Genomic DNA, 23,000 nt, shown 5'->3' on the forward strand with positions numbered 1-23,000 from the left:
TAAAGAAAAGTATTTGTTTCATAATTAAGTTTTAATTGCACTAACCCTTTACATGTTGTTCATTTTTACAATTTTTCTTCAAAAGAAACAAAAAAACTGATGCAATTTCATGCAATCAGCCTTGTTGTTATCAGTTAATCTATGCTTGTAGTGCATTAGCCAAACGTTGTGCTTCGCGTAATTTAAATGTACGCACACCACGAGGTAAGAAACGACGAATTTCGTCTTCATTATAACCCACTTGGATACGTTTTTCGTCAATGATAATCGGGCGACGTAACAAACCTGGGTGTTGTTGAATTAACAAACAAAGTTCTTTAAGCGATAAGCTTTCCAAATCAAGATCTAACTTATGGAATGTTTTTGATCTTGTTGAGATAATCTCATCTGTGCCATTTTCTGTTAAACTTAAAATTCGTTTAATTTCATCCAATGACATATTATCGTTAAAATAATTACGTTCTTTATATTCAATGTTATGATCTTCTAACCAGTGTTTTGCTTTTCGACATGAAGTACAGCTTGGGGATGTGTATAATGTAACCATTTTCCATCCACTCCTTTTTTAAAATCATTATTAACTTCTATAACCATAGTATATCGCTTCTAAAAAAAGAACAGATGAAAAAAAAGCCCTCTTAACTAAGAATTTAATGAGAATTAGAAAAAAAGTTTCACTTTTATTATCATTTTACGTCATTTCAAAATGGTTGACAGAATAATTGTATCGTTATATCATTAATATATATTAAATGAACCGATGTTATGACGAAGATTAGTAAACATAAAAATTACTTACAAGAGAGCCTGTGGTTGCTGGAAAATAGGCAAATAATTATGTTGAATGGACTTCCGAGCACTTTATATGAACCTTAAGTAGTATAAAGCGTCTAATCCACGTTAAACGATGCCTTTTTAGGAAGGCACGAGTGGCCAATTTATTGGCACTTAGGGTGGTACCGCGGATTCAACACATTTTCGTCCCTTTTTAAGGAGATAGATGTGTTTTTTATTTTGTCTTTTTTTATTAAAAATTGGAGGTCATTATAATGACAGTTATTTTTTCAGGTGTACAACCCAGTGGCGATTCGCCAACGCTTGGTAACTACTTAGGCGCTTTTAAACAGTTTACAAAATTTCAAGAAGACAACGACTGTATTTTTTGTGTCGTTGATCAACATGCCATCACGGTGAAACAAGATCCAAAACAACTTAAAGAACGTGTACGTCGCTTAGCTGCACTTTATCTTGCTGTAGGTATTGATCCAGACAAATCAACGCTGTTCATTCAATCAGAGGTTCCTGCGCATGCACAAGCTGCTTGGATGCTACAATGTGTTGTGAGTGTTGGTGAACTCGAACGTATGACTCAATTTAAAGATAAATCAGATGGCAAAGCGCGTGTTAACGCGGCCCTACTCACTTACCCACCTTTAATGGTTGCAGATATTTTACTCTATCATACAAATATCGTACCCGTTGGTGATGATCAGAAACAACACATTGAATTAACGCGTGATTTAGCTGAGCGCTTTAATAAACAATACAAAAAAGTTTTTACTATCCCTGATATTTCTATTCCAAAACAAGGGGCGCGCATCATGTCATTACAAGAACCTACTCGTAAAATGAGTAAATCAGACGACAATAAAAAAGCGACTATCTTCTTAACCGATACGCCTGCTCAAATCACTAAGAAAATTAAAAGCGCGATGACCGATTCTTCGGGTATCATATCTTATGATAAAGAAGAAAAACCAGGTGTTTCAAACTTACTGACCATTTATTCAGCTATTACGGGACAAGAAATTGCCGAGATCGTAGCCATGTATGATGGCAAAGGATACGGTGATTTCAAAACTGATTTAGCTAAAATTGTCGTTGATGAATTAGCTCCTGTTCAAGAACGACTTGAAGAATTACTTGTTTCAACAGAACTTGATGATATTTTAGATCAAGGTGCTGAGAAAGCAAATGCAATAGCTTCAAAAACACTTCTAGCGATGGAAAAAGCAATGGGCTTGGGGCGTCGTTAATCTTCACACTAATAAAAAACACCCTGATTTTTAAAAATCAGGGTGTTTTTCTATAGAGTTAATTAATCTAATAATGTCACGATATCTTTTTCGAATGATTCAGGTTCTACCTTACCTTCAAAACGATTCGTAATGACACCCTCACGATTAATTAAAAATTTAGTGAAGTTCCATGGAATTTTTTTCCCATCTGTTTCAGCTACTAAGTATTGATATAAAGGGTCCGCATTGCGACCATTAACTTTAATTTTTTCATGCATTTTAAATGTCACACCATAGTTGATTTGACAGAATTCATTTATCGCTTCGTTACTTTTAGGGTCTTGTGCCAAAAATTGATTACAAGGAAAGCCCAATACAACAAACCCTTGATCCTCATACTTTTTGTAAAGCTCCTCTAAACCAGTTAACTGTTTAGTAAAGCCACATTTACTTGCTGTATTAACAATTAAAATAACTTGATCTTTATACTTACTCAAAGATACTTTTTCCCCACTCATTTCAGTAACTTCAAAATCATAAATTGACATATTATCCCACCCTTTCTTGCTGTTATTATAACAGAGCATCATCAAATCACCGCCTATTTTGACTGACTATTTTATACATTGAATTTTTGTTAAATGTATATATTTTTAATGAAGTTTGATGGTAATCAAAACATTATCATCTTGGTAACACTGATGTACTATGATATCATTAAGATATATGTTTTTTTATGCGTATATCAGGAGGGATGTCCTTTGTTCATTATTTTCAGCTTAGCCGGTCGTATAATTGGTATAACAATTTCTTTAGTTTTAATCACATTAATCATTATATATATTAGAAAAGTATGTATTAACATCGATAAGCAACACAAAAACCCAACTTTTTTATTCTTTCTGAAGATAGCAATTGCTGTTACTATCATCGTGATTCTTTTACTCTTAATGTTCTTATTGTCTTCATTCGGTGTTAATAGCTAGCTAGCTAACTATCGATAAAAAAGACCTCCTAATTTTAGGAGGTCTTTTATTTTTCTTATTTTAATTAAATTTCATTTCACAACAGTGGTTTTTTCTTGTTCTCACCATCTTTAATATAGGTTGTAAGGATATAACGAAAAATCACAAAACTAACGCTGGTAATAAAAATAAGAGTCAGTAGCATTACGATGTTCAATTCACCTGAGCCAATTAAAAAAATAATAATTCCAAGCACACTACCAATACAAACAAACAGCAAAGATATAAGTAATTGATTCATTGTTTTATCCATAAAACTTCCTCCTATTCAATGGGTATGATTATATTATAATATACCCACATTATAGAAAAAAACTACATCATCTCTTTAATGCTCTCACCAATTACAGTTGGTTTATCCTCAATGATTTTCCCATCCTTCAAGCGAACAACCCTGGTGCAGCAAGAAGCAATAAAAGCTTCATCATGAGTCACAATGAAAATACACTTTTCTTTAAACAAAGGTGTTCGAAGGTAATCAGCCATTTGCTCCATATGATACCCATCTAATCCACTCGTTGGTTCATCTAATATCAAACAATCTCGCTCACGAATCAAACCAACAGATATAGATAGACGCTGTTTTTCTCCACCTGATAATTGCATCGGATGCGCCATTTTTAAATGTGTCAGTCCCATTTTATCTAAAAGCAACGCTGCTTTTTCAGTAATATTGGGTTGTTTTTCATTTCCCAAAATCAACTCTTTGGCTACGCTCTCAGAAAAAAGTTGATAATCAGCATCTTGAGCAACAAACCAACTGTGTTGCATCCGTTTACGCTGATTCATTTTAATGCCATTCATTTTAACAACACCTAATTTTGGTTTTATAAAGCCCGCTAATGCCCGAGCTAAGGTTGTTTTTCCAGCACCATTTCCTCCAACAATTGCAATAACTTCACCCGGGAAACCATTGAGTTCAGCTATGTTCAATTTAAAGGTACTATCTTTAGGTTGATAGACCAGCTTCTCAACTGAAACAAGTGGTGCTAACTTTGTGGTATCTATTGCTTCGTAAGCTGCTACTTTTGGTGCTAATTGACGTAAACCTTGATTCTTTCCTTCATTTTCAAGATACTCTTCTACTTCAATTTGCGGAATATCTGCTACAATTTCTCCTTGCTTTAATACAACTAAACGATCCATTACACCCATTAAATAATGCAGTCGGTGCTCACTGATAATCAGCGTTGCCCCTTGTTTTTTTAATTTTTCAATAAAACTTGTTAAAAAAACAGCCATTTCAGCATCAAGATTCGATGAGGGTTCATCAAACAAGTAAACATTTGGGCTCATCATCTGTACGGATGAAAGTGCCACGCGCTGTTTTTCTCCACTTGAAAGTTGATACAATGAATGGTTCAATAAGTGGTTAATTTTTAAAGCTTCACTCACTTCTGACAACCTCGTTTGGATATCCGCTTGAGGCACTGCATGATTTTCCGCACCAAATACAACCTCATCCTTCACATGTAAACCGAAGAATTGGCTGCGAGGGTCTTGTAAGACAGAACCTACAGTAAAAGGAAGTTTCCATAACGGTTGAGTTGCTGTGTCAATACCATTCACAGTCACTTTTCCTTGGAGCTGCCCCTCATAATAATGAGGTACGAGACTATTCATTAATCGTGTCAACGTTGTTTTACCTGAACCACTTTTACCAGTGATCACAACGACCTGACCTTGTGGTATTTTCAAGTTAAGCCCTTTAATACTTGGTTCTTCACGGCCCTGATATTTATATGTGACATCTTTTAGCTCTATCATTTATAACCCTACTTCCAAAGCGATTCCAAGAATAACTGCCAGTATGCTTACCGTTTTATCAAACCACTTAAAATGTAACTGCTCAGCATTTGTACGCGTATTGTTCAACTCAATCCCACGTAATGTTGCCGATACAGATAATTCCTCACTAATTTTAATGCTACGAAATAAAAACGGAATCATCAAATATTCCCATTTTTCCCAGAACGGTCTTCCCATTAAACGTTGTTTGACGTATTGGCGAATTGTTTTATATTCATTTAACAGCGTAGGCGTATAACGCATACAAACGACCACCGGCAAACTAATTCGACGTGAAAAATGCATTTTCTCAAAAAACTGGAGCATTTCAGAAGGCGAGATTTTTCTCAATAAAGGAACAGCTGCCATGTAGATTGGCATTAAGCGTAGACCGAAATACGGAAAGATTAAAAACATTGAAATACTTTGGGGTAAGTCCATGCTTTCGCCAACCGCATAAAGGGCATAAAAAATAACAAATGTGAGAATCATGTAAAATGTAGTCTTATAAAAACCTTGTACAACTAAATACAAGGCTAAAAAGGCGCTGAACCACATTATTGGGATTAAACTATTCGCAACAAAAGCCATAATCATTGCCATTATTAAAACAATAATGGTGCTTAATGGGTGAAATCTAACTGACATGTTCTTGGCTCCTTAGTGTCGACTAACAGATGTGAAGTGTTTGTTGACCATTTTTATACTAATATATGCAGCAACTAATGAAAATACGACTGTGATGGCACCCACAAATAGTTGACCTTGAACGCTTAAATACAAATCAATCATTTCGTTAGCATATGGCTTACTTGAGCGTAATGCTGAAATATATTTTTCTCTAAAGAATGTGAATGGAATAATCATTGAAATATTGACAACGACATAATGTAGAATATGTGAAAAGACAATCAGTTTATTACTCTTATAACCGTTATTTACTTTAAGCAACCACTCACTAATTAAAGCAGCTACTAAGATAAATGGCACTGTATACCACATTCCCATAAACATTAATAAAATACCTAAAACTACGTTAAAAATCAAAATTACACCTGGTTTAGCAATTCGGCGGCACATTACCAAATAAGGTAACATTGTTAAAAGCGACATTGTTGCAGTTTCTATATAAACACGAATAGGTGTCACAATTGTAAGTCCAAAACCTACAACACCCATTAAAATATAAATTATACCTGTGAAAATACCAATTGTTACCAAATCGCGAATGGTTAATTTTTCCATGAAGTTCATTCCTCTTTTCTTTCTGATGACATACTCATTCTATTTTAATTGATAGTCATTCTCAATGTCAATGTTTTAGCTATATAAAAAGTACATTCACTAGGAATGTACTTTCTTTAGTAGTAACTTATTCAAACGAAGTACTTAGTCGTTAAACTGTTTGAAAATCAAACACGCGTTATGTCCACCGAACCCAAATGAGTTAGATAAAACAGTATTTACTTCTACTTCACGCTTCACGTTAGGTACATAATCTAAATCACATACTTCATCCGCTTCATTTAAGTGAATTGTAGGAGCAATTGCATTGTCACGAATTGTTTGAACAGCGAATACCGCTTCAATTCCACCAGATGCACCGAGCGTATGCCCTGTCATCGATTTAGTTGAAGAAATAGGCGTTGAGTAAGCAGCTTCACCAAAAACTGATTTGATTGCTGCTGTTTCGTACTCATCGTTGTAAGGTGTGCTTGTTCCATGAGCATTGATATAATCAATTGCCTCTGGTTCAAGCGTAGCATCTGCTAAAGCTTTTTTCATCGCACGAGCAGCACCTTCGCCATTTGGAGCAGGTGCAGTCATATGATAAGCATCTCCAGTAGAACCATAACCAACAAGCTCTGCATAAATTTTAGCACCACGCGCTTGCGCATGTTCCAACTCTTCAATAACTAAAATACCAGCGCCTTCTCCGATAACGAAACCATCACGGTTTTTATCAAATGGACGTGAAGCTGTGTCAACATCAGGATTAAGCGATAACGCTTTGCTTGATGTGAAACCTGCCATCGACATTTTAGTAATCGGTGCTTCAGCTCCACCAGTAATCATCGCTACTGCATCGCCACGTTGAACTACTCTAAAAGCATCACCAATAGAATTTGTTCCTGTTGCACATGCTGTAACAGTTGCAGAGTTAACTCCCTTAGCTCCTAATTGAATTGAAACTTGACCTGTTGCCATATCAGGAATCATCATTGGAACGAAGAAAGGACTCACACGACTAGGACCACGTTTAATTAACTTCTCAAATTCTTTTTCGTATGTTTCCATACCACCGATACCAGATCCAATCCAAACACCAATATCTTCAGCATTTGTTTCATCAATTGTTAACTGAGCATCTTCAACTGCCATAAAAGCAGATGCAACTGCGAATTGTGTAAAACGGTCCATATGACGGCCGGCTTTACGATCAATGTACGTTGCAATATCAAAATCTTTTACTTCCGCACCAACTTTAACTGCGTATTCAGTAGTGTCTAATCGAGTAAGCTCTCCAACCCCATTTTTACCTGCTAAAGCATTTTCCCATGACTCTTCAGCTGTGTTTCCTAATGGTGTTATTGAACCAACACCCGTGATAACTACACGTTTGGTCATCGTATCTTTCGCTCCTTTTAAAGTAATATAAACTACCTTTGTAAATTTAGTCTTTTAGAAAAAGTATAATAATGTCGTTAAATAAAAAGACCATCCTCTTCTATTATATATTAATTTCAGTATTTGTGAATTCATTTGTATCTTTTATCTTTTATTTACCCCAACGAAGTAACACTGCACCCCATGTTAAACCGCCACCAAAGCCTACAAGTACAATATTGTCACCGTCTTTAACTTTACCTGAACGAACGGCATCACAAAGAGCTACAGGTATTGAAGCTGATGATGTATTACCATATTTGTGAACAGTTTTAATCATTTTTTCTTCTGGTAAATTAAGTCGTTCACGAGCAGCATTCATAATACGAATATTAGCTTGATGAGGAATTAATAAATCGAGCTCTTCTTTTTCAATGCCTGCTTTTTCAAGAACCGACAAGGCTGAATAACCCATTTGACGTACTGCGAATTTAAAGACTTCGCTTCCGTTCATATTAATATTATGATTTTCATCTTCATAAAGGAATTCAGCGCCAGCTCCATCCGAACCTAACTCAAAGCTCAAAATACCATTGTCATCGCTTACTGCTCCTAAAACGGCTGCTCCTGCTCCATCGCCAAAAAGAACAGCAGTTGAGCGGTCTTCCCAGTTTGTCGCTTTAGAAAGCTTATCAGCACCAATAACAAGCACATTTTTATACGTACCCGCTTCAATAAAATGTTTAGCAGTTACAACACCAAACATAAAACCTGAACAAGCTGCTTCAAGATCCATGCCAGGGATTTTTTTAGAACCAATCGCATGTTGCACATAATTTGAAATAGAAGGATGGCGTTGTGTCTGCGTTACAGTAGCAGTGATAATAAAATCAATATCTTCGGGCTGTAACCCTGCATCTTTGATAGCATCTTTTGCAGCTCCAATTGCCATATCAACAGTATCAATATCATCTGGTGCAATACGTCGTTCTTCAATTCCTGTTCGTGTGCGAATCCACTCATCATTTGTATCGATAATTTTTTCTAAATCTTTATTTGTAACGATATTATCTGGAATATAACTTCCGACCCCTAAAATTCCTGCGTTCATTTTCAAAAACACTCCTTCGATTCTTATTATGACCTGGTACTAATTTTAAAACATTTATTTGTTTTTTGCAACTTTGTTTGTTCATTTATCACGCACTCTTTATTTATAATGACACATTTACCGATTATTTTATAGATTAACGTTCATAACTTCTGTAAATATGCTAAAATGAAAGCAGCAATGGTTATAATTTGGAGGTGTCAACGATGCGTTATTTTATCTCTGCGCTTTGGGTTTTCATTTTAAGTGCAATGTCTAACTATGTTGTAAGTTCGATGTCTGATGTGCCTTTCCACATAGGTCAAACAGTCATCCTAGGGACTCTCGTTACCTTAGCGATCTGGTTCTTACCAGCTATCCTTAAAAGTCACGATGAGCTTTCTGAATAATACGTATGAAACTCTATGCCCAACGCATAGGGTTTTTATTTACAAAAAAAGGTGCTGAATATTTTTATTCAGCACCTTTCTTTTTAGCTTAGTCTAATTACCACTTTATTTTAAATAATGTTTACTCACGACTGTTAAATCATCTGCTAATTCGTATACAAGTGGTGTTCCTGTTGGAATTTCCACTTCCATAATATCAGCATCAGAAATATTATCGAGATATTTTATTAACGCTCTTAAACTGTTACCATGTGCTGCAACAACAACGTTCTCACCACGTAAAAGTGCTGGTGAAATCGCATCAGACCAATAAGGTAGCACACGTTCTAATGTTACTTTAAGGTTTTCACCACCAGGTAACACACGTTGATCAACGTTTGCGTAGCGGCGATCATGCGTTGGGTGATGTTCATCACTCACTTCCATCAAAGGTGGCAAAACATCATAACTACGACGCCATTGGTGCACTTTTTCATCACCATACTTCGCAGCAGTTTCAGCTTTGTTTAATCCTTGTAAAGCTCCGTAATGACGTTCATTTAGACGCCAATGTTTTGTTACAGGCAACCAATCTTGATCGCTTTCCTGCAATACAAAATTCAACGTATGAACTGCCCGTTTTAAAACCGATGTAAAGGCGTGATCAAATGAAATGTTTTCGTTTTTGATTAGCTGACCTGCATGCTTCGCTTCCTCAATACCTTGTTCCGAAAGTTCAACATCTTCCCAGCCAGTAAAAAGATTCTTTTTGTTCCATTCACTTTGTCCATGACGAATTAACACTAATTTCATATGATCTCCTCCTTCTGATTACGCTTCTTTCGTAATCAGTAATTGCCCTTCTTGAACAGTCACAACTGCTGTATCACCTTCACCTATATCCCCGGCAATAATTTCACGCGCAAGCGGTGTTTCAATATGACGAATCATATAGCGATTGAGCGGACGAGCGCCATATGCTGGATCATAAGCTTCCTCACCAATGAATTTAGCTGCTTCATCAGTGATTTTCAAAGTGATTTGTTGTTCGTTAAGACGTTCTTCGAGGCTCTTAGCTAATTTTAATACAATCCCTGAAATATTATCAAGCGATAACGGTTTAAATAACACTATGTCATCCACACGATTTAAAAATTCAGGTTTGAAATGTCCTCTTAACGTTGCCATAACTTGCTCCTCAGCTTCTGGGCTAATTTGTTGATTTTTTGTTCCTTCAAGTAAATATTGTGAACCGATATTCGATGTCATAATAATGACTGTGTTTTTAAAATCAACGAGTCGACCTTGTGAGTCAGTGATTCGTCCATCATCTAACACTTGTAATAAAATGTTAAATACATCTGGATGGGCTTTCTCAATCTCATCAAGCAATATAATTGAGTAAGGGTTTCGACGCACTGCCTCAGTGAGTTGTCCACCTTCTTCATAACCTACATAGCCTGGTGGTGCTCCAACTAAACGAGACACTGAGTATTTTTCCATGTATTCGCTCATATCGATGCGAACCATATGATCTTCACTGTCAAACAATTGGTTAGCCAAAGCTTTGGCTAACTCTGTTTTACCAACACCTGTAGGACCTAAGAAGATGAACGAACCAATAGGACGTCGTGGATTTTTTATACCTGCACGTGCTCTAATAACGGCATCACTCACTAATTCAACAGCTTCATTTTGACCAATAACACGTTCATGCAATGCATCGTCAAGATGTAGTAATTTGTTACGTTCTCCTTCGACAAGCCGTTTAACTGGTACGCCTGTCCAACGAGATACTACATCAGCTATTTCTTCTTGTGTCACAGATTCTTGCACTAAACGATTATCATCTGATGCATTTTCAGCCGTTGCTTCTAGTTCAGCCAAACGTTGTTCCTCTTCAGGAATTTTACCATGACGCAACTCTGCTGCTTTGCTTAGGTCATAGTTGTTTTCAGCATCTTCCAACTGATGACGTAATTCATCAATATAGCTACGCACTTCACGTACATTAGCAATTTCATCTTTTTCTGCTTTCCATTTTGCTTCCATTTGTTGTTTCTCTTCTTTAAGTTCACTTAACTCTTCTCGTAATACATCTAAACGAGTTGCACTCACATCATCTTTTTCTTGTTCAAGTGCTGCTTCCTCAATCTCTAGTTGCATCACACGACGCGTTATTTCATCTAACTCATTTGGCATTGAGTCAATTTCAACACGAATGGTTGCACAAGCTTCATCAACAAGGTCAATGGCTTTATCTGGTAAGAATCGATCGGTAATGTAACGATCAGCCAATGTTGCTGCTGATACTAGCGCATTATCGTGGATATTAACACCATGATGGATTTCAAAACGTTCTTTCAATCCACGTAAAATTGATACTGTATCCTCAACTGATGGTTCAGGTACTAATACTTTTTGGAAACGACGCTCTAGCGCTGCGTCTTTTTCAATATATTGACGGTACTCATCTAATGTTGTAGCACCAATACAATGCAATTCACCACGTGCTAACATCGGTTTCAACATATTCCCCGCATCCATTGCTCCGTCAGTTTTACCTGCACCAACAATCGTGTGAATCTCATCAATAAAGAGTATGATATTCCCTTCACTATTTTGAACTTCTTCCAACACTGCTTTGAGTCGTTCTTCAAATTCACCACGGTATTTAGCACCGGCGATTAAAGAACCAATATCTAAAGAGAATATTGTTTTATCTTTAAGGTTTTCCGGTACATCTTTTCGAACAATACGTGCTGCTAAGCCTTCAACAATAGCTGTTTTACCAACACCTGGTTCTCCAATCAATACAGGATTATTTTTTGTTTTACGACTAAGTATTCGGATTACATTTCTAATTTCAGTATCACGTCCGATAACTGGCTCAATTTTACCAGCACGAACAGCCTCTACTAAATCAATACCATATTTACTTAGTGCTTCATATGTTTGTTCTGCGTTTTGATTCATAACATGTTTCCCCCCTCTGACTTTATCAACTACTGCCTGTAGTTCTTTTGTTTTTAGATTCAATTTCTTTTTCAATTCATTTTTAGTCATGCTTTGTAAACCTAATAGAAAATGTTCTGTCGATAAAAAAGCATCTTCTAAGGTTTCTCTGTGTTTGTTGGCTTCAGCTAGCACTTCATACAAATCGCCTGAAAGTTGCTGTCCGTAAGTTACACTATTACCAGTCACAATTGGTTGTTTATCTAATTGTTCATTAAGATATTTCTCAATTTGTTTTAAATCAATATTTAATTCTGTGTAGATACGTTTTGCAAGTTCATTAGATGTGATAAAGACTAACCATAAATGCCAAATATCAATCGTTTGATGTTGTCGCGTTACTGCTATTTGTTGGGCTTCTGCGATATCAGATTGAACTTGACTTGTCATTTTATTCGGTTCCAAGATCATCACCTCTTCTTTAATTTATAAATCAATTATAAGTCAAAATAGGTCAGCAATCAATAAAAAACACTTATTTTTCCAACAAATTATTTTTAAATTTTGGTGGTGGCGTTGAAAAATACAGCTTTTAAAAATCTTTATGATACTTTTTAAATTACCGCTATGAGTTATTTCAAGTCAAAAAAATTCGGCGTTACCTTTGCTTTATTTCCTGGGAAAAACACTTGATCATTGTTTGCAACCACCATTAACAGTTGCGCAACTAATGAGTGCGTTACTCCTTTAATTGCTTATATTATACTTTTAACAAAGAACGGAATTATATTATAAGGAGACTGTATTTTAAATGGATAACAAAATAAAAGTTAGTGTTCTAATTATGTTAATGGTGCTTTCTTATCTCTATTTTTTCAAATTTCATGAGTATGAAGCAATGAAAGAAATAAATCGTACTATAGTCAAACAAGGATTACATAGAAATGATATTCTACGGCAAACAAAACTTAAAAAAGATAGAAATAGGGATGTTTACTATTCTGAGATAATTTTTAAAGACGATGTTAACACAGTCTATACCTATTTTTATTCACATTCACGTAAAGCTGTGCCTTTTCAAATTTCAATCACATCCTTTAACTCTAAAAATAAGTCGCCAAAACATTCAAGTATTTATGACATAAAAAAAATCATTATTAAATAATGATATACTATATTAAAAGGAGTGAAACAGCATGCTTTTATCAACTTTAAAAAACACTTTTATTTTTGCATTTAAATTTGCATTACTTTTATTTGTTATTTTATCTTCAGTGGTTTTATTTCAATTAATCATTGCATTCTTTGTTTTACATTAATCTTTGTTATAACTTAGCATATTTATTCAACACTAATTTTCACGAAATGGAGCGATATGATTTGAAAAAAATACTTTTTCGTATGGTTATCCTTGGAATTGTTAGCGTGCTTTATTTAATGCTATTTACAGATTTTCCGCTTGTTACTACTGTCCTTTTAACTGTTACTGCCTGTATACTATTTTTCATCCACGATTACTTTAAAATAAATCAACATTTAACGTTTTTTAAAATAGTATTAAATACGCTATGCCTGGGCCTATTAATCGCCGTTTTTTCTATATTCTATTTTGGAGTCGACATCAGCAATACTGCTTTGATAATTGTGATATATTGTCCTATTTATTTTATAGTGCTCGCAATTTCACGTGATATTCGATCTCAGGTCTAACGAGAAGTAATTAGTTTAATCTTACCGTTTAAACAACTAAGACATTTTTGTTGTTGTTTTTTTGTTTGATCAATTAAAAGGCTTTAATGACAAGTTTAAGCTACGAAAAAACGCCTATTTCATTGCATCCTTTATTTATCTTAATTTGTTGTATTAGTCCCCAGTTATTGTATGCAATTGTTATCTCAACTATACTTAATTGATAAACGTTTATCTCATAGGAGGGATTTAATGAAAAAAATATTAGCTTTATTCTTATACTTAAGCATCATTTCATTAGTTATTGGTTGTGGTAATTCAACAACTGGAGCAAAGAACGATAATTCATCGACTGATAAAAATATCGACGTTACAATTATTTTGAAAGAAAAACACAAGGAGTTTGAACGCAAAGAAATTAAAGTAAAAAACAAGACAGATTTGCAAACAGCAATGAATGACAATTTTAAGCTTGAATTGGATAATGGCCTAATCATTAGTATTGCTGGTAAAGAGCAAGATAATGCTAAAGAAAATACTAAAGATTGTTACTGGATTTATGATGTCAACGGAACACCTGCAATGGTCGGTGCTAACGAAACTAAACTTAAAGATGGCGATAAAATCGTTTGGGATTTAAGTGCATCGTAACATTTCTTATACTGAATAAACATATTTATGATATTCTGAGTCTTACAATAAATTATTGTAAGACTTTTTTACTGTCTTCTATAACAAATGATTACAATAATACCTTATAGAATACCTATACCCTGATTCATAAAAAAAAATTACTACAGAGACTTTCTCCATAGTAATTTCAGATGTTATTAATATCGCTTATTTACAAGCTTTTATTTTTCTATTGCTTTACTTAAATCAATTCGTTTATTCAAGAAGTACATCACTAACATACCAATTGACATGACAGCCATTTCACCGAGTGCCATATAGAACCAAGCTAATCCAAATGCCATATTAGCATCGCCTAGCACACCTATAATTTTTAACATAAAGGCAACAAAAGACATTGTTATTCCAAATATCACAGTGTTTATTGCCATTAACAGCACTTTATTCTTGATGAATTTTGCTATGAAAATAATCAATCCTAAAGAAACGACAGATTGTGCTACACCAAATACAAGATCAATTAAACCATTTGATGAAAAGAAATTAGCAACAATAACACCAATAATAATAGCCGGAAAATATTTTTTATTATAAACTACTAAATGGTTCATCATTTCAGAAACCCTAAATTGTGCCCAGCCATAAGCAAATGGTCCACTCAAAAGAGTTAAAACGACGTATATAGCCGCTAAAACGCCGCTTATCGCCAATGTTTTTGTTTTCATTATTCATATTCCTCCTAGTTTTTGTATCGCAGGATGGTATCAATAAACTGCGTGCAGAGCATTCTGCATAATAACTAAATCAATAGCCTTTCCCATTGTAACGGTTTCGTTCGCTAAACTCAAGTACTCATTTTATTCTTATAAAATACGGAAAAGACTTAACAAACCTTTATTTTATTCCATAAAAAAAGACCCTCACTCCTCTTATCGCAATAAGCAATATCGGAGTAACAGTCTTGCGTACTTATTTATATTTGTTTTCTAATTGAGATGCATAGTCTTTCAAATCTTGTACTTCTTTTTGTGCTTTTTCTAATTTTATTTTCGTCTCATCATTATCAGCTTTTAAACTTTCTAAAGATGTTTGCAAGTTACGTTTATCAGTTGTATACTGAGCAATTGTTTGCGTAGCTGCAACTAATTTTTCGTTTGCTGTATTTAATTCTGCTTGTTTTGCATCAAACTCTTTTTGTTTTGCTGCTACTTTTTGGTTACCTTCTTCAATCTTTTGTTGAATTTCAGCTATTTTTTGTTGAATTTCACCATTTTTTTGTTGAATTTCGCCATTTTTTTGTTGTACCTCGGCATCTTTACGTGACACAGTAGCAGTTAATTCTGAAACTTGTGATTTTAATGAGTCATTTGTTTGTTTCAGTTGATCTAATTCTGTTTTACTTGTTTTAGATGCTGCTTCAGCTGCTACTAAAGCATCCTTAGCTGTTTTTAATTCTGTTTGTTTGATACCTAATTTACCATCTAACGTACTCAATGCTGCATAAATTGAAGTGATTTCCCCTTCTTTTCCCCAATTTATTGTTTTGTCTGCCCCACTAATAGCTGCTCCCCCTACGAACAAACCAATACTGATGACAACCGCAATCCCTGTTTTAATAACTTTCCCCTTCATAACCATACCCCTAACTTGACGCTATTTATTTTTACTAAATATAAAAATACCACATAAGTTAACCATAAAGATACACTTTACATGTAAAATGAGGATATATACTCAAGGAAAAAACTAACAAAAAGTAAGTTATGATGTTTAATAACTATTTTGGTATATTATCAATTTGAGATTAAGGGGAGTAATTCCCTATTTCGATCCCCTCCTTTTTAACAGTTCAATAACCTAAAAAAACAGCTGTTTTTTCTCCGAAACTTAATTTCATAAGAACACACCGTCAAATGGTTATTTTGTGAAACAAAATTACAACATTTCTTTCATTTATAAAGCTCGTTTCTTTTTTAAAGACATCTTAATTCGCAAAAAAATAAATAAAAAAGCTAGCAAAACACTAGCTTTTAAATCACACTTCATATAATTTTGATTATATCTAACGTTTCTTTTTAAACAAGCTAAATGAGCTCATCATATGGGTATAACTTATTTTTTCATAAAAAAGCGGTTCATTTTTACGTAATTTACTCATTAGTAAATGAATTGCAAACACTAGCGTAAAGAAGAATGAAATTATTATTAAATAATTTAATAAATTTAAATGATTCGAAGTTCCTGTTAAGTCTAGCATCGTTACTGTTAAATTAATATTTGTGAAAATTAAACCATACAAAATCCCGTACCTTACCATGTAAAGATTGGGTGAAGGGGGTTGATCTAAATCATTAACAATTTTAAGATGAACGATTGCTTTACCAAGTGTACGCCCATTAGTCAAGTAAGGTATGATAACGAAAAAAACGATGATTGTCATAAGATATCGCAATATGTTAAGAATACTAAATTCATATATTACATTAGACACAAAGATAGCTTCTCCACCAATAGTTACAAAAACCGCGATGATGGCCATAATTGTCCAATCAATCATAAATGCAATGAAGCGTCGCAAATAACTCACACGATGACTACGTGAATAGGCGGTATTAATTAAACGTTCTTCATCGGGTATAAAAAAGGTTATCGCCGGAGCAATGGCAAAACCTAATAAAGCACCTGCAGTATTCAACATCAAATCATCCACATCAAATAAACGATATGAACGTGAATAGATACCATATAAACCTGAGAGCTGTGTTAATTCAAAAAAGAGCGCTGTAAAAAAGCCGGCTAATATCACAAATTTAAATGAACGCTTGAAGTAAAAACGAAGATAAACACCTAAAGGTAATAATAGTAATAAATTGAACAGCGGTTGTATCAACACGCCTTGTTTAAGAGCCTCTGCATAGGTTCTTGGATGTGAAAAAGAAAAAACGGTCTCCCGTACAAAATCAATTACAAACTGAAAGGGGATAAATTGTACCCTTCGGGTTGTTAATTCGTTTACTTCTGCCTGTGAAGGCAAAGGTAATATCACTAAAAAATAAGCACACATCAAATAGAAAATAAAGCTAAAAATAATAAAAGCTCGCCAAAAAGTAAAGCCTCCATATTTATGATATTGATGTATTAAAAATGGCAATGATAGCAAAAACGCGATGAATGGAAAGGTTAACAATGCAATCTTTATTGGTGTAATATAGGCTTCCATGAAGTATTCCTCCAAATTTTTTTGTTACTGTTATCATACCATAATATACGGGTATAAAAAAAAGCCTTATCAACGTTTTACCGTTGATAAGGCTGAGTCATTCATTATTTTTCTGCCAATAAAGCTTCAATTGTTTCAACTAACTCTTCTGGTGAAACTTGAGAATCAAATACTTTATCGCCTATAAAAATAGTAGGCACCGTTTTAACATTATTACCGTTTGCTTCAGCAATTATTAAATTGGTTGCCTCTTGATGATTTTCTAGCTCTTTCAAACCAAAGTTTTCTTCAAAATAAGTAGTAAGTTCTTCTTTCGAAAGGTTCCCCCACTCATCTTGCGAACTAAATAACAAGTTAACAATTTTTTCAGATTCAGGATCATTGTAATCAATAAAATGATGCGCATGGTTTCCAATTTCTAATGTTTCTTTCGGTTTATCATAAAATTTTATTATTTCTTCTACTTGTCCAGCTTTAACATATTTATCTAATACATTATTAGCTTTAAAATGCCAACTTGCACAGAATGGGCATCGAAAGTTTACAAAACTGGTAACCTTAACTGGTGCATCGGCTTGACCGACATGTAAACCTACATCTGAAAATTTTGTAATTGTCATTAAATCATTCCCCCATTAAAATTCTATTTAACTTCATTATAAGGGGTTACGTCTTTTAGTTCTATCAAACTGCCTATCAAATACTATATAAAACTTCTTCACCTGAAATTTTACTTTTCACGACATCAACTATTTTCTGATTTAAACTACCCCGATAGGCTAAATTAGGTTTGAATAACTCTTGAATAAATTGCCCATCAACTAGGATATCGCAATAACTTAAAAGTTCTTGTTTATCCTCACTCTCGTTGCACAGTTCATCGTAAGTATAACCACTCCATATCCAAATATCACGTGTTAAACCATACCGTTCTCTTAATTTTTTCACTAAACTTAAACACACTTGTGTATTCATAAATGGCTCACCACCTAATAGAGATAACCCTTGCACACCTTCGTGCCCAATATCAGTCAAAATCTTCTCTTCTAGTGCTTCAGTATAGAGCTCACCATACTTAAATGATTGAGCCACCTTATTATAACAACCTTTGCAATTAAACAAACAACCAGAAACATAGACACTACAACGAATACCTTCTCCATCAACTGCATTAAAGGGTTGATAACTTGCAATACGTTGACAGCTAAAATCTTCCGCTAAAAATTGTTTGTTTTTACTCAATAAAATCCCCTCCTGAGTGTTTGACTCGATGAATTATTTCATCATGACGTCCATGAACCATCGGTCTTTTGGCAGGATTTCCGAGATAACCACAGGTTCTTTTTACAACATCGCAAGTCAATGGATTTGTATTATGACATTCTGGGCATTCAAAGCCTTCTTTTGTAGGCTTAAACTCTCCTTCGAATCCACATTCAAAACATTTATCGATTGGTGTATTTGTTCCTAAGTAGGCAACTCTATCGTAGGCATAATCCCAAACAGTTTCTAATGCTTTTAAGTTATGGACTAAAACCGGATACTCACAATAATGTATAAACCCACCTGATGTTAATGGTGCAAAGTCTTTCTCATAATCAATTTTATCAAATGCTGATACACTTTCCCTCACATCATAATGAAACGAATTTTGATAATAATCTTTATCTGTTATAAAAGGCACAACACCATATTTTTCTCTATCCATACGGTTAAAACGATCGGTTAAACTTTCAGATGGTGTTGAGTAGATACTAAACCAATAACCTGATTCAGCTTTCCAATCATCTGCATATTCATTCAGTTTTTCGAGAATAGTAAGAATAAAATGTTTTGCTTTTTTATTTTTTTCAGGGTTTGCACCATAAAAATGAGCGGCAACCTCATAAAGTCCAATATAACCAATTGAAACAGTTGCACGTCCATCTTTAAAGAGCTCATCAACATTTTCTGATTTCTTTAGACGTTCGCCAAAGGCACCATGTTGATACAATATCGGAGCATTTTCAGGTCGCGCTTCCTTTGTACGTTCAATGCGATAAAACAATGCTGTTTTCATAGTAATCATCTGCTCTTCAAAATACTTCCAAAACAATTTTTTATCTCCATCAGAACGAATCGCCAAACGCGGTAAATTTAGCGTGACAACACCTAAATTCATACGGCCCGCATTAACCAGTTGTCCTTCTTTATTTTTCCAAGCTGGTAAAAATGAGCGGCAGCCCATAGGCACTTTAAAGTCACCAGCAATTTCCACTAACTTATCATAGTTTAATACGTCCGGATACATGCGTTTCGCTGAACATTCTAATGCCAATTGTTTGATATCATAATTTTCATCCGTTTCATTGAGATTAACACCACGCTTAAGGCTAAACACTAATTTTGGAAAAATAGCAGTTTGTTTTTGTTTACCTAAACCACCCATACGCACATTCAAAATAGCACGCTGAATTTCTCTTTCTATCCAAGAAGTTCCTAAACCAAATCCCAATGTAACGAATGGTGTTTGACCGTTGCTTGAATACAATGTATTAATCTCATATTCTAGACTTTGCATCGCATCATATATATCTTTTTTTGTAAAACTAAGTGCATATTCATCACGACGACTTGGGTCAACCCATTCACTCGCCTTAACCAAATGTTTTTCATAATTACATTCAGCATAATGTGCCAAAATTTCATCGATACGATCCACAGAGCATCCACCGTATTGAGAACTGGATACATTTGCAATAATTTGTGCTATTTGTGCTGCTGCTGTTTGAATGGAATGTGGCGGTTCAACACTCGCATTACCGATTTGAAAGCCATGTTCTAACATCCCTGCAATATCAATCAAACAACAATTTGTTAAGGGTTGATAGGGTTGATAATCTAAATCATGGAAATGAATATCACCTGCCTCATGTGCCGATGCGACTTCTTTTGGCAGTTGGTATCGCATTGCGTAATATTTGGCAACTATCCCTGCTGTTAAATCTCGTTGTGTATTAAAAACTGTACTGTCCTTGTTAGCATTTTCATTTACAATTGCTTTTTCTTGGCGCCACAATTTTTTTATATCTTGTTCTAAAGGCCTAAATCGCTTTCTGTTTCCCATACTATCCCTCCGTCACTTTAACTGGTTCATTCTTTAATCTAGTTTTAGACTATCATATTGTTGTTATCTTCATTTCGATTTAAATGGTTAGTCATAAAACTGTCGGTATTTTATTACTATTTGGTTAACAAAAAGAGGGGAAACTTGCAGTATGTTTTTTACTTTGAACAATATTATGTCAAACAAGTGAACCAAATCAGCTCTTTATTTGGGAGATACAACTTTTCCAAATAAAAGAGGCCTACAGAATTAGTCTGTAAACCGGCTTGTTTTACTATTTTGATGCTCTATTAGATTCATATTAAATGACAATTTTTAAAAAACAACATCCTCTTTGTCTGTATGTAAATTTATACAAACTCTATAATAATAACGGTTGTTCATCCTACCATGAAAATTATTCATGTTTTCTTCTGTTACACCAATAACTCCAAAAAACCATTCATTCACAATTGTGAAGACTCAAAAAAAACCACACAAAAGTGTGGCCAGCTCAATAACTATTTAAAACAATCGATTAGTTCATAGTGTTATTAGCGAATACCTAATGCAATTTTTGCATAACGCGACATTCTATCTTTTGTCCAAGGTGGATCCCAAATGACGTTAACCACTGTATCATTAACTTCAGGTAAATCCTCCAGAGCGCTTTCAATCTGTTCAACAATAATACCTGCTAATGGGCAACCCATTGATGTTAAGGTCATTGTAACCGTACATATATCTTCATCATCGATATCTACACCATAAATTAATCCCAGGTTAACGATATCAATCCCTAATTCAGGGTCGATTACTTGTTCTAAACAAGCCAGTATACTATCTTGTAATTCCTCTGTCATTTCTGCCATCATAAATCACCTCTTTATCTGAAACTATTATAACAAATTCACCGAATGAACGCATGTTTTATCTTTGATTACTTGCTGATTCAGCATTAATATGGCAATATAATAGATAGCAACTTGTTAATCTTATAACAATCGCTAATAAATTCTGATGCACAATCTGAAGGGATACGATTATGACAAAAAAATTAATTGCTATCGATTTAGATGGCACAACATTACGAAATGATGCAACAATTTCATTAGAAACTAAACAAACACTGGCAATTGCTCGTGAGCAAGGTCATACAGTAATGATTGCGACGGGGCGACCTTATCGAATGAGCAAACATTTTTACGATGAATTACAACTTGATACGCCAATCGTTAACTTTAATGGTGCTTATTTACATAATCCTAAACAACCAAACTATAAAGGCTATCGCCAAAATATTGATCTTAAAACAGCTCATGAGCTATTCGATTTTTCACAAAGTTTGGAGCTGAATAATGTCATTGCTGAAGTTAATGATTCTGCGTTTATTTTGCGTGATGATGAATCAGTACCTCAAAACATGCGCGATTCGGATCCTCGCTTTATTCACTTCGGTCAGCTTACACAATTAATTACTAATGATCCAACAGCAATCATGTTTTCAGCTGGAAATGAACAACTTAAACTTATCAAAAAACAACTAGATGATGCTTTTTCTGGTATTATTGAACAACGTAGTTGGGGGAAACCCTATGAATATCTTGAATTAACTAAGTCTGGTTTAAATAAAGCAGTTGCATTACGTCACGCAGCAAAAGATTTAGGCTTCACGATGAACGATGTCATTGCTTTTGGTGATGCCGACAACGATTGGGAAATGCTTGATGAAGCCGGTCTTGGTGTTGCGATGGGTAATGCTGATGCTGAAACAAAACGCATTGCAAATACTGTAACACTTTCTAATGAAGAACACGGTATTGCACAATTCTTAACGGAGTACTTAAATCTCAAAAAGAAAGCTTTTTTTGGATAAAATACGTGTCTCATCAACAAATAGTTAGTTTCTATAAATAATAGCGCTTGAATGAATCATATGATTACTCATTCAAACGCTTTTTTTATTGTTGTTTTGCTTGCATCATTTTTCGCCAATAAAGAGCACTCATTTCTTTTAAGCGAACACGACCTTTAAAACGTTCCCAGTCCTGTTCAAATTCAACATACGGTTGCAATAAAGTTAAGGGGTATTTCGCCATTGTAATATAGTCGATTGCTGTTAATGGCTCAGTTTCATCCATCTCTAAAAAATCTTCAAGTATATTTTCATACCATAACAACGCTTCATTAAATGCGTACTGAATTGCTGAAGAACGATCAAAAAAATGATTTAAAAATGAGCCTCCATAGACATCTGTCAATAACACATAGTAGCCTTCTTCATCAGTATGTGCTTGATAGATCATAATTGACGTATTCTCTAAGTCAAAAATTGCACGCATACTCACCACCCCCTTTTTATCTCAATCGATTACTTAACGATTCAATAGTTTTTTCTCTCGTTTAAAGTCTTTTATCACTTTCAAAGCACGTTTGCGTGTTTTAATATTTGGACTTTTCAATTCACGATACGCAGTAGCCAAATCTTTTTTCATTGTCAT

Annotated in this window: 24 protein-coding genes, 1 pseudogene and 1 other annotated feature; of the genes and pseudogenes, 6 read left to right on the forward strand and 19 right to left on the reverse strand. The window is 34.5% G+C overall.

The window, feature by feature from the left end:
- Window positions 1–139: 139 nt before the first annotated feature.
- Complete coding sequence (gene spxA, locus V6S17_RS09815; protein ID WP_029091611.1) at window positions 140–547, reverse strand: transcriptional regulator SpxA; 408 nt, start codon at window positions 545–547, stop codon at window positions 140–142.
- Between the two features lie 209 nt (window positions 548–756).
- Window positions 757–989: a binding site (T-box leader), on the forward strand.
- 57 nt (window positions 990–1,046) lie between these two features.
- On the opposite strand from spxA, the gene trpS reads away from it, so the two are divergent.
- Window positions 1,047–2,036, forward strand: a complete 990-nt coding sequence (gene trpS / locus V6S17_RS09820; RefSeq protein ID WP_232011805.1) for a tryptophan--tRNA ligase — start codon at window positions 1,047–1,049, stop codon at window positions 2,034–2,036.
- A 62-nt stretch (window positions 2,037–2,098) separates the two neighbouring features.
- Here trpS and V6S17_RS09825 read toward each other — a convergent pair whose 3' ends face one another.
- Complete coding sequence (locus tag V6S17_RS09825) at window positions 2,099–2,566, reverse strand: glutathione peroxidase (protein WP_029091609.1); 468 nt, start codon at window positions 2,564–2,566, stop codon at window positions 2,099–2,101.
- A gap of 213 nt (window positions 2,567–2,779) precedes the next feature.
- On the opposite strand from V6S17_RS09825, the gene V6S17_RS09830 reads away from it, so the two are divergent.
- Window positions 2,780–3,004, forward strand: a complete 225-nt coding sequence (locus V6S17_RS09830; RefSeq protein ID WP_029091608.1) for a hypothetical protein — start codon at window positions 2,780–2,782, stop codon at window positions 3,002–3,004.
- A gap of 76 nt (window positions 3,005–3,080) precedes the next feature.
- Here V6S17_RS09830 and V6S17_RS09835 read toward each other — a convergent pair whose 3' ends face one another.
- From V6S17_RS09835 to V6S17_RS09860, 6 genes are all read right to left on the reverse strand, one after another.
- Complete coding sequence (locus V6S17_RS09835; protein ID WP_029091607.1) at window positions 3,081–3,296, reverse strand: hypothetical protein; 216 nt, start codon at window positions 3,294–3,296, stop codon at window positions 3,081–3,083.
- 62 nt (window positions 3,297–3,358) lie between these two features.
- On the reverse strand, window positions 3,359–4,810 hold the full coding sequence (locus V6S17_RS09840; protein ID WP_029091606.1) for an ABC transporter ATP-binding protein: 1,452 nt from the start codon (window positions 4,808–4,810) through the stop codon (window positions 3,359–3,361).
- Window positions 4,811–5,479: an energy-coupling factor transporter transmembrane component T family protein gene (locus V6S17_RS09845; RefSeq protein ID WP_029091605.1), complete on the reverse strand. Its 669-nt coding sequence runs from the start codon at window positions 5,477–5,479 to the stop codon at window positions 4,811–4,813. It abuts the gene before it with no gap.
- A 12-nt stretch (window positions 5,480–5,491) separates the two neighbouring features.
- Complete coding sequence (locus V6S17_RS09850) at window positions 5,492–6,076, reverse strand: MptD family putative ECF transporter S component (RefSeq protein ID WP_029091604.1); 585 nt, start codon at window positions 6,074–6,076, stop codon at window positions 5,492–5,494.
- A gap of 144 nt (window positions 6,077–6,220) precedes the next feature.
- Complete coding sequence (gene fabF / locus V6S17_RS09855) at window positions 6,221–7,459, reverse strand: beta-ketoacyl-ACP synthase II (RefSeq protein WP_029091603.1); 1,239 nt, start codon at window positions 7,457–7,459, stop codon at window positions 6,221–6,223.
- A 151-nt stretch (window positions 7,460–7,610) separates the two neighbouring features.
- Window positions 7,611–8,549: a beta-ketoacyl-ACP synthase III gene (locus tag V6S17_RS09860; protein ID WP_029091602.1), complete on the reverse strand. Its 939-nt coding sequence runs from the start codon at window positions 8,547–8,549 to the stop codon at window positions 7,611–7,613.
- 206 nt (window positions 8,550–8,755) lie between these two features.
- Between V6S17_RS09860 and V6S17_RS09865 the strand changes: the two genes are divergently transcribed.
- The gene (locus V6S17_RS09865) at window positions 8,756–8,938 is read left to right on the forward strand and encodes a DUF2929 family protein (RefSeq protein ID WP_029091601.1); all 183 of its coding nucleotides are present in this window, start codon (window positions 8,756–8,758) and stop codon (window positions 8,936–8,938) included.
- A 105-nt stretch (window positions 8,939–9,043) separates the two neighbouring features.
- On the opposite strand, the gene gpmA is transcribed toward V6S17_RS09865, so the two are convergent.
- Window positions 9,044–9,730: a 2,3-diphosphoglycerate-dependent phosphoglycerate mutase gene (gene gpmA / locus V6S17_RS09870; protein ID WP_029091600.1), complete on the reverse strand. Its 687-nt coding sequence runs from the start codon at window positions 9,728–9,730 to the stop codon at window positions 9,044–9,046.
- Between the two features lie 18 nt (window positions 9,731–9,748).
- A complete protein-coding gene (gene clpB, locus V6S17_RS09875; protein WP_029091599.1) occupies window positions 9,749–12,337 on the reverse strand; it encodes an ATP-dependent chaperone ClpB in 2,589 nt (862 codons plus the stop codon).
- A gap of 346 nt (window positions 12,338–12,683) precedes the next feature.
- Between clpB and V6S17_RS09880 the strand changes: the two genes are divergently transcribed.
- Together V6S17_RS09880 and V6S17_RS09885 are read left to right on the forward strand one after the other, a co-directional pair.
- Window positions 12,684–13,037, forward strand: a complete 354-nt coding sequence (locus tag V6S17_RS09880; RefSeq protein ID WP_029091598.1) for a DUF3139 domain-containing protein — start codon at window positions 12,684–12,686, stop codon at window positions 13,035–13,037.
- A gap of 776 nt (window positions 13,038–13,813) precedes the next feature.
- Window positions 13,814–14,212: a DUF4430 domain-containing protein gene (locus V6S17_RS09885; RefSeq protein ID WP_029091597.1), complete on the forward strand. Its 399-nt coding sequence runs from the start codon at window positions 13,814–13,816 to the stop codon at window positions 14,210–14,212.
- Between the two features lie 203 nt (window positions 14,213–14,415).
- Here the strand turns inward: V6S17_RS09885 and V6S17_RS09890 are convergent, their stop codons facing one another.
- From V6S17_RS09890 to V6S17_RS09920, 7 genes and pseudogenes are all read right to left on the reverse strand, one after another.
- Complete coding sequence (locus V6S17_RS09890; RefSeq protein ID WP_029091596.1) at window positions 14,416–14,919, reverse strand: QueT transporter family protein; 504 nt, start codon at window positions 14,917–14,919, stop codon at window positions 14,416–14,418.
- A 244-nt stretch (window positions 14,920–15,163) separates the two neighbouring features.
- Window positions 15,164–15,826, reverse strand: coding sequence for a hypothetical protein (locus V6S17_RS09895; RefSeq protein ID WP_051535976.1), 663 nt, complete (start codon window positions 15,824–15,826; stop codon window positions 15,164–15,166).
- A 430-nt stretch (window positions 15,827–16,256) separates the two neighbouring features.
- Entirely contained in the window at window positions 16,257–17,414 is a 1,158-nt protein-coding gene (locus tag V6S17_RS09900; protein ID WP_029091595.1) for a VanZ family protein, read from the reverse strand.
- A 104-nt stretch (window positions 17,415–17,518) separates the two neighbouring features.
- Window positions 17,519–18,034, reverse strand: a complete 516-nt coding sequence (locus V6S17_RS09905) for a thioredoxin domain-containing protein (RefSeq protein WP_029091594.1) — start codon at window positions 18,032–18,034, stop codon at window positions 17,519–17,521.
- Between the two features lie 76 nt (window positions 18,035–18,110).
- Entirely contained in the window at window positions 18,111–18,656 is a 546-nt protein-coding gene (gene nrdG, locus V6S17_RS09910) for an anaerobic ribonucleoside-triphosphate reductase activating protein (protein ID WP_152792215.1), read from the reverse strand.
- Window positions 18,649–20,511, reverse strand: a pseudogene (gene nrdD / locus V6S17_RS09915) (anaerobic ribonucleoside-triphosphate reductase); the annotation flags it as partial. The pseudogene nrdD and the gene nrdG, both read right to left, overlap by 8 nt.
- 542 nt (window positions 20,512–21,053) lie before the next feature.
- Window positions 21,054–21,362 carry a metal-sulfur cluster assembly factor gene (locus tag V6S17_RS09920; RefSeq protein ID WP_029091591.1) on the reverse strand — a complete coding sequence of 103 codons (309 nt, stop codon included), beginning with the start codon at window positions 21,360–21,362 and terminating at the stop codon, window positions 21,054–21,056.
- Window positions 21,363–21,544: 182 nt separating this feature from the next.
- Here V6S17_RS09920 and V6S17_RS09925 point away from each other — a divergent pair, with 182 nt between their 5' ends.
- Window positions 21,545–22,375 carry a Cof-type HAD-IIB family hydrolase gene (locus V6S17_RS09925; protein WP_029091590.1) on the forward strand — a complete coding sequence of 277 codons (831 nt, stop codon included), beginning with the start codon at window positions 21,545–21,547 and terminating at the stop codon, window positions 22,373–22,375.
- A gap of 85 nt (window positions 22,376–22,460) precedes the next feature.
- On the opposite strand, the gene V6S17_RS09930 is transcribed toward V6S17_RS09925, so the two are convergent.
- Complete coding sequence (locus V6S17_RS09930; protein ID WP_029091589.1) at window positions 22,461–22,841, reverse strand: hypothetical protein; 381 nt, start codon at window positions 22,839–22,841, stop codon at window positions 22,461–22,463.
- A 33-nt stretch (window positions 22,842–22,874) separates the two neighbouring features.
- On the reverse strand, window positions 22,875–22,994 hold the full coding sequence (locus tag V6S17_RS09935) for a putative metal homeostasis protein (protein ID WP_197714266.1): 120 nt from the start codon (window positions 22,992–22,994) through the stop codon (window positions 22,875–22,877).
- Between the last annotated feature and the right edge of the window lie 6 nt (window positions 22,995–23,000).

The organism is Brochothrix thermosphacta DSM 20171 = FSL F6-1036 (assembly GCF_036884295.1).
Taxonomy (GTDB): Bacteria; Bacillota; Bacilli; order Lactobacillales; family Listeriaceae; genus Brochothrix; species Brochothrix thermosphacta.

Excerpts from the sequence above, each read along its gene's own strand:
- V6S17_RS09840 (WP_029091606.1), bottom strand. The coding sequence starts at position 4,810 with ATGATAGAGCTAAAAGATGTCACATATAAATATCAGGGCCGTGAAGAA.
- V6S17_RS09825 (WP_029091609.1), bottom strand. The coding sequence starts at position 2,566 with ATGTCAATTTATGATTTTGAAGTTACTGAAATGAGTGGGGAAAAAGTA.
- V6S17_RS09920 (WP_029091591.1), bottom strand. The coding sequence starts at position 21,362 with ATGACAGAGGAATTACAAGATAGTATACTGGCTTGTTTAGAACAAGTA.
- fabF (WP_029091603.1), bottom strand. The coding sequence starts at position 7,459 with ATGACCAAACGTGTAGTTATCACGGGTGTTGGTTCAATAACACCATTA.
- V6S17_RS09845 (WP_029091605.1), bottom strand. The coding sequence starts at position 5,479 with ATGTCAGTTAGATTTCACCCATTAAGCACCATTATTGTTTTAATAATG.
- V6S17_RS09925 (WP_029091590.1), top strand. The coding sequence starts at position 21,545 with ATGACAAAAAAATTAATTGCTATCGATTTAGATGGCACAACATTACGA.
- V6S17_RS09890 (WP_029091596.1), bottom strand. The coding sequence starts at position 14,919 with ATGAAAACAAAAACATTGGCGATAAGCGGCGTTTTAGCGGCTATATAC.
- V6S17_RS09930 (WP_029091589.1), bottom strand. The coding sequence starts at position 22,841 with ATGCGTGCAATTTTTGACTTAGAGAATACGTCAATTATGATCTATCAA.
- spxA (WP_029091611.1), bottom strand. The coding sequence starts at position 547 with ATGGTTACATTATACACATCCCCAAGCTGTACTTCATGTCGAAAAGCA.
- V6S17_RS09865 (WP_029091601.1), top strand. The coding sequence starts at position 8,756 with ATGCGTTATTTTATCTCTGCGCTTTGGGTTTTCATTTTAAGTGCAATG.
- V6S17_RS09905 (WP_029091594.1), bottom strand. The coding sequence starts at position 18,034 with ATGACAATTACAAAATTTTCAGATGTAGGTTTACATGTCGGTCAAGCC.
- V6S17_RS09860 (WP_029091602.1), bottom strand. The coding sequence starts at position 8,549 with ATGAACGCAGGAATTTTAGGGGTCGGAAGTTATATTCCAGATAATATC.
- V6S17_RS09900 (WP_029091595.1), bottom strand. The coding sequence starts at position 17,414 with ATGGAAGCCTATATTACACCAATAAAGATTGCATTGTTAACCTTTCCA.
- V6S17_RS09835 (WP_029091607.1), bottom strand. The coding sequence starts at position 3,296 with ATGGATAAAACAATGAATCAATTACTTATATCTTTGCTGTTTGTTTGT.
- gpmA (WP_029091600.1), bottom strand. The coding sequence starts at position 9,730 with ATGAAATTAGTGTTAATTCGTCATGGACAAAGTGAATGGAACAAAAAG.
- V6S17_RS09885 (WP_029091597.1), top strand. The coding sequence starts at position 13,814 with ATGAAAAAAATATTAGCTTTATTCTTATACTTAAGCATCATTTCATTA.
- V6S17_RS09935 (WP_197714266.1), bottom strand. The coding sequence starts at position 22,994 with ATGAAAAAAGATTTGGCTACTGCGTATCGTGAATTGAAAAGTCCAAAT.
- V6S17_RS09895 (WP_051535976.1), bottom strand. The coding sequence starts at position 15,826 with ATGAAGGGGAAAGTTATTAAAACAGGGATTGCGGTTGTCATCAGTATT.
- V6S17_RS09880 (WP_029091598.1), top strand. The coding sequence starts at position 12,684 with ATGGATAACAAAATAAAAGTTAGTGTTCTAATTATGTTAATGGTGCTT.
- V6S17_RS09850 (WP_029091604.1), bottom strand. The coding sequence starts at position 6,076 with ATGGAAAAATTAACCATTCGCGATTTGGTAACAATTGGTATTTTCACA.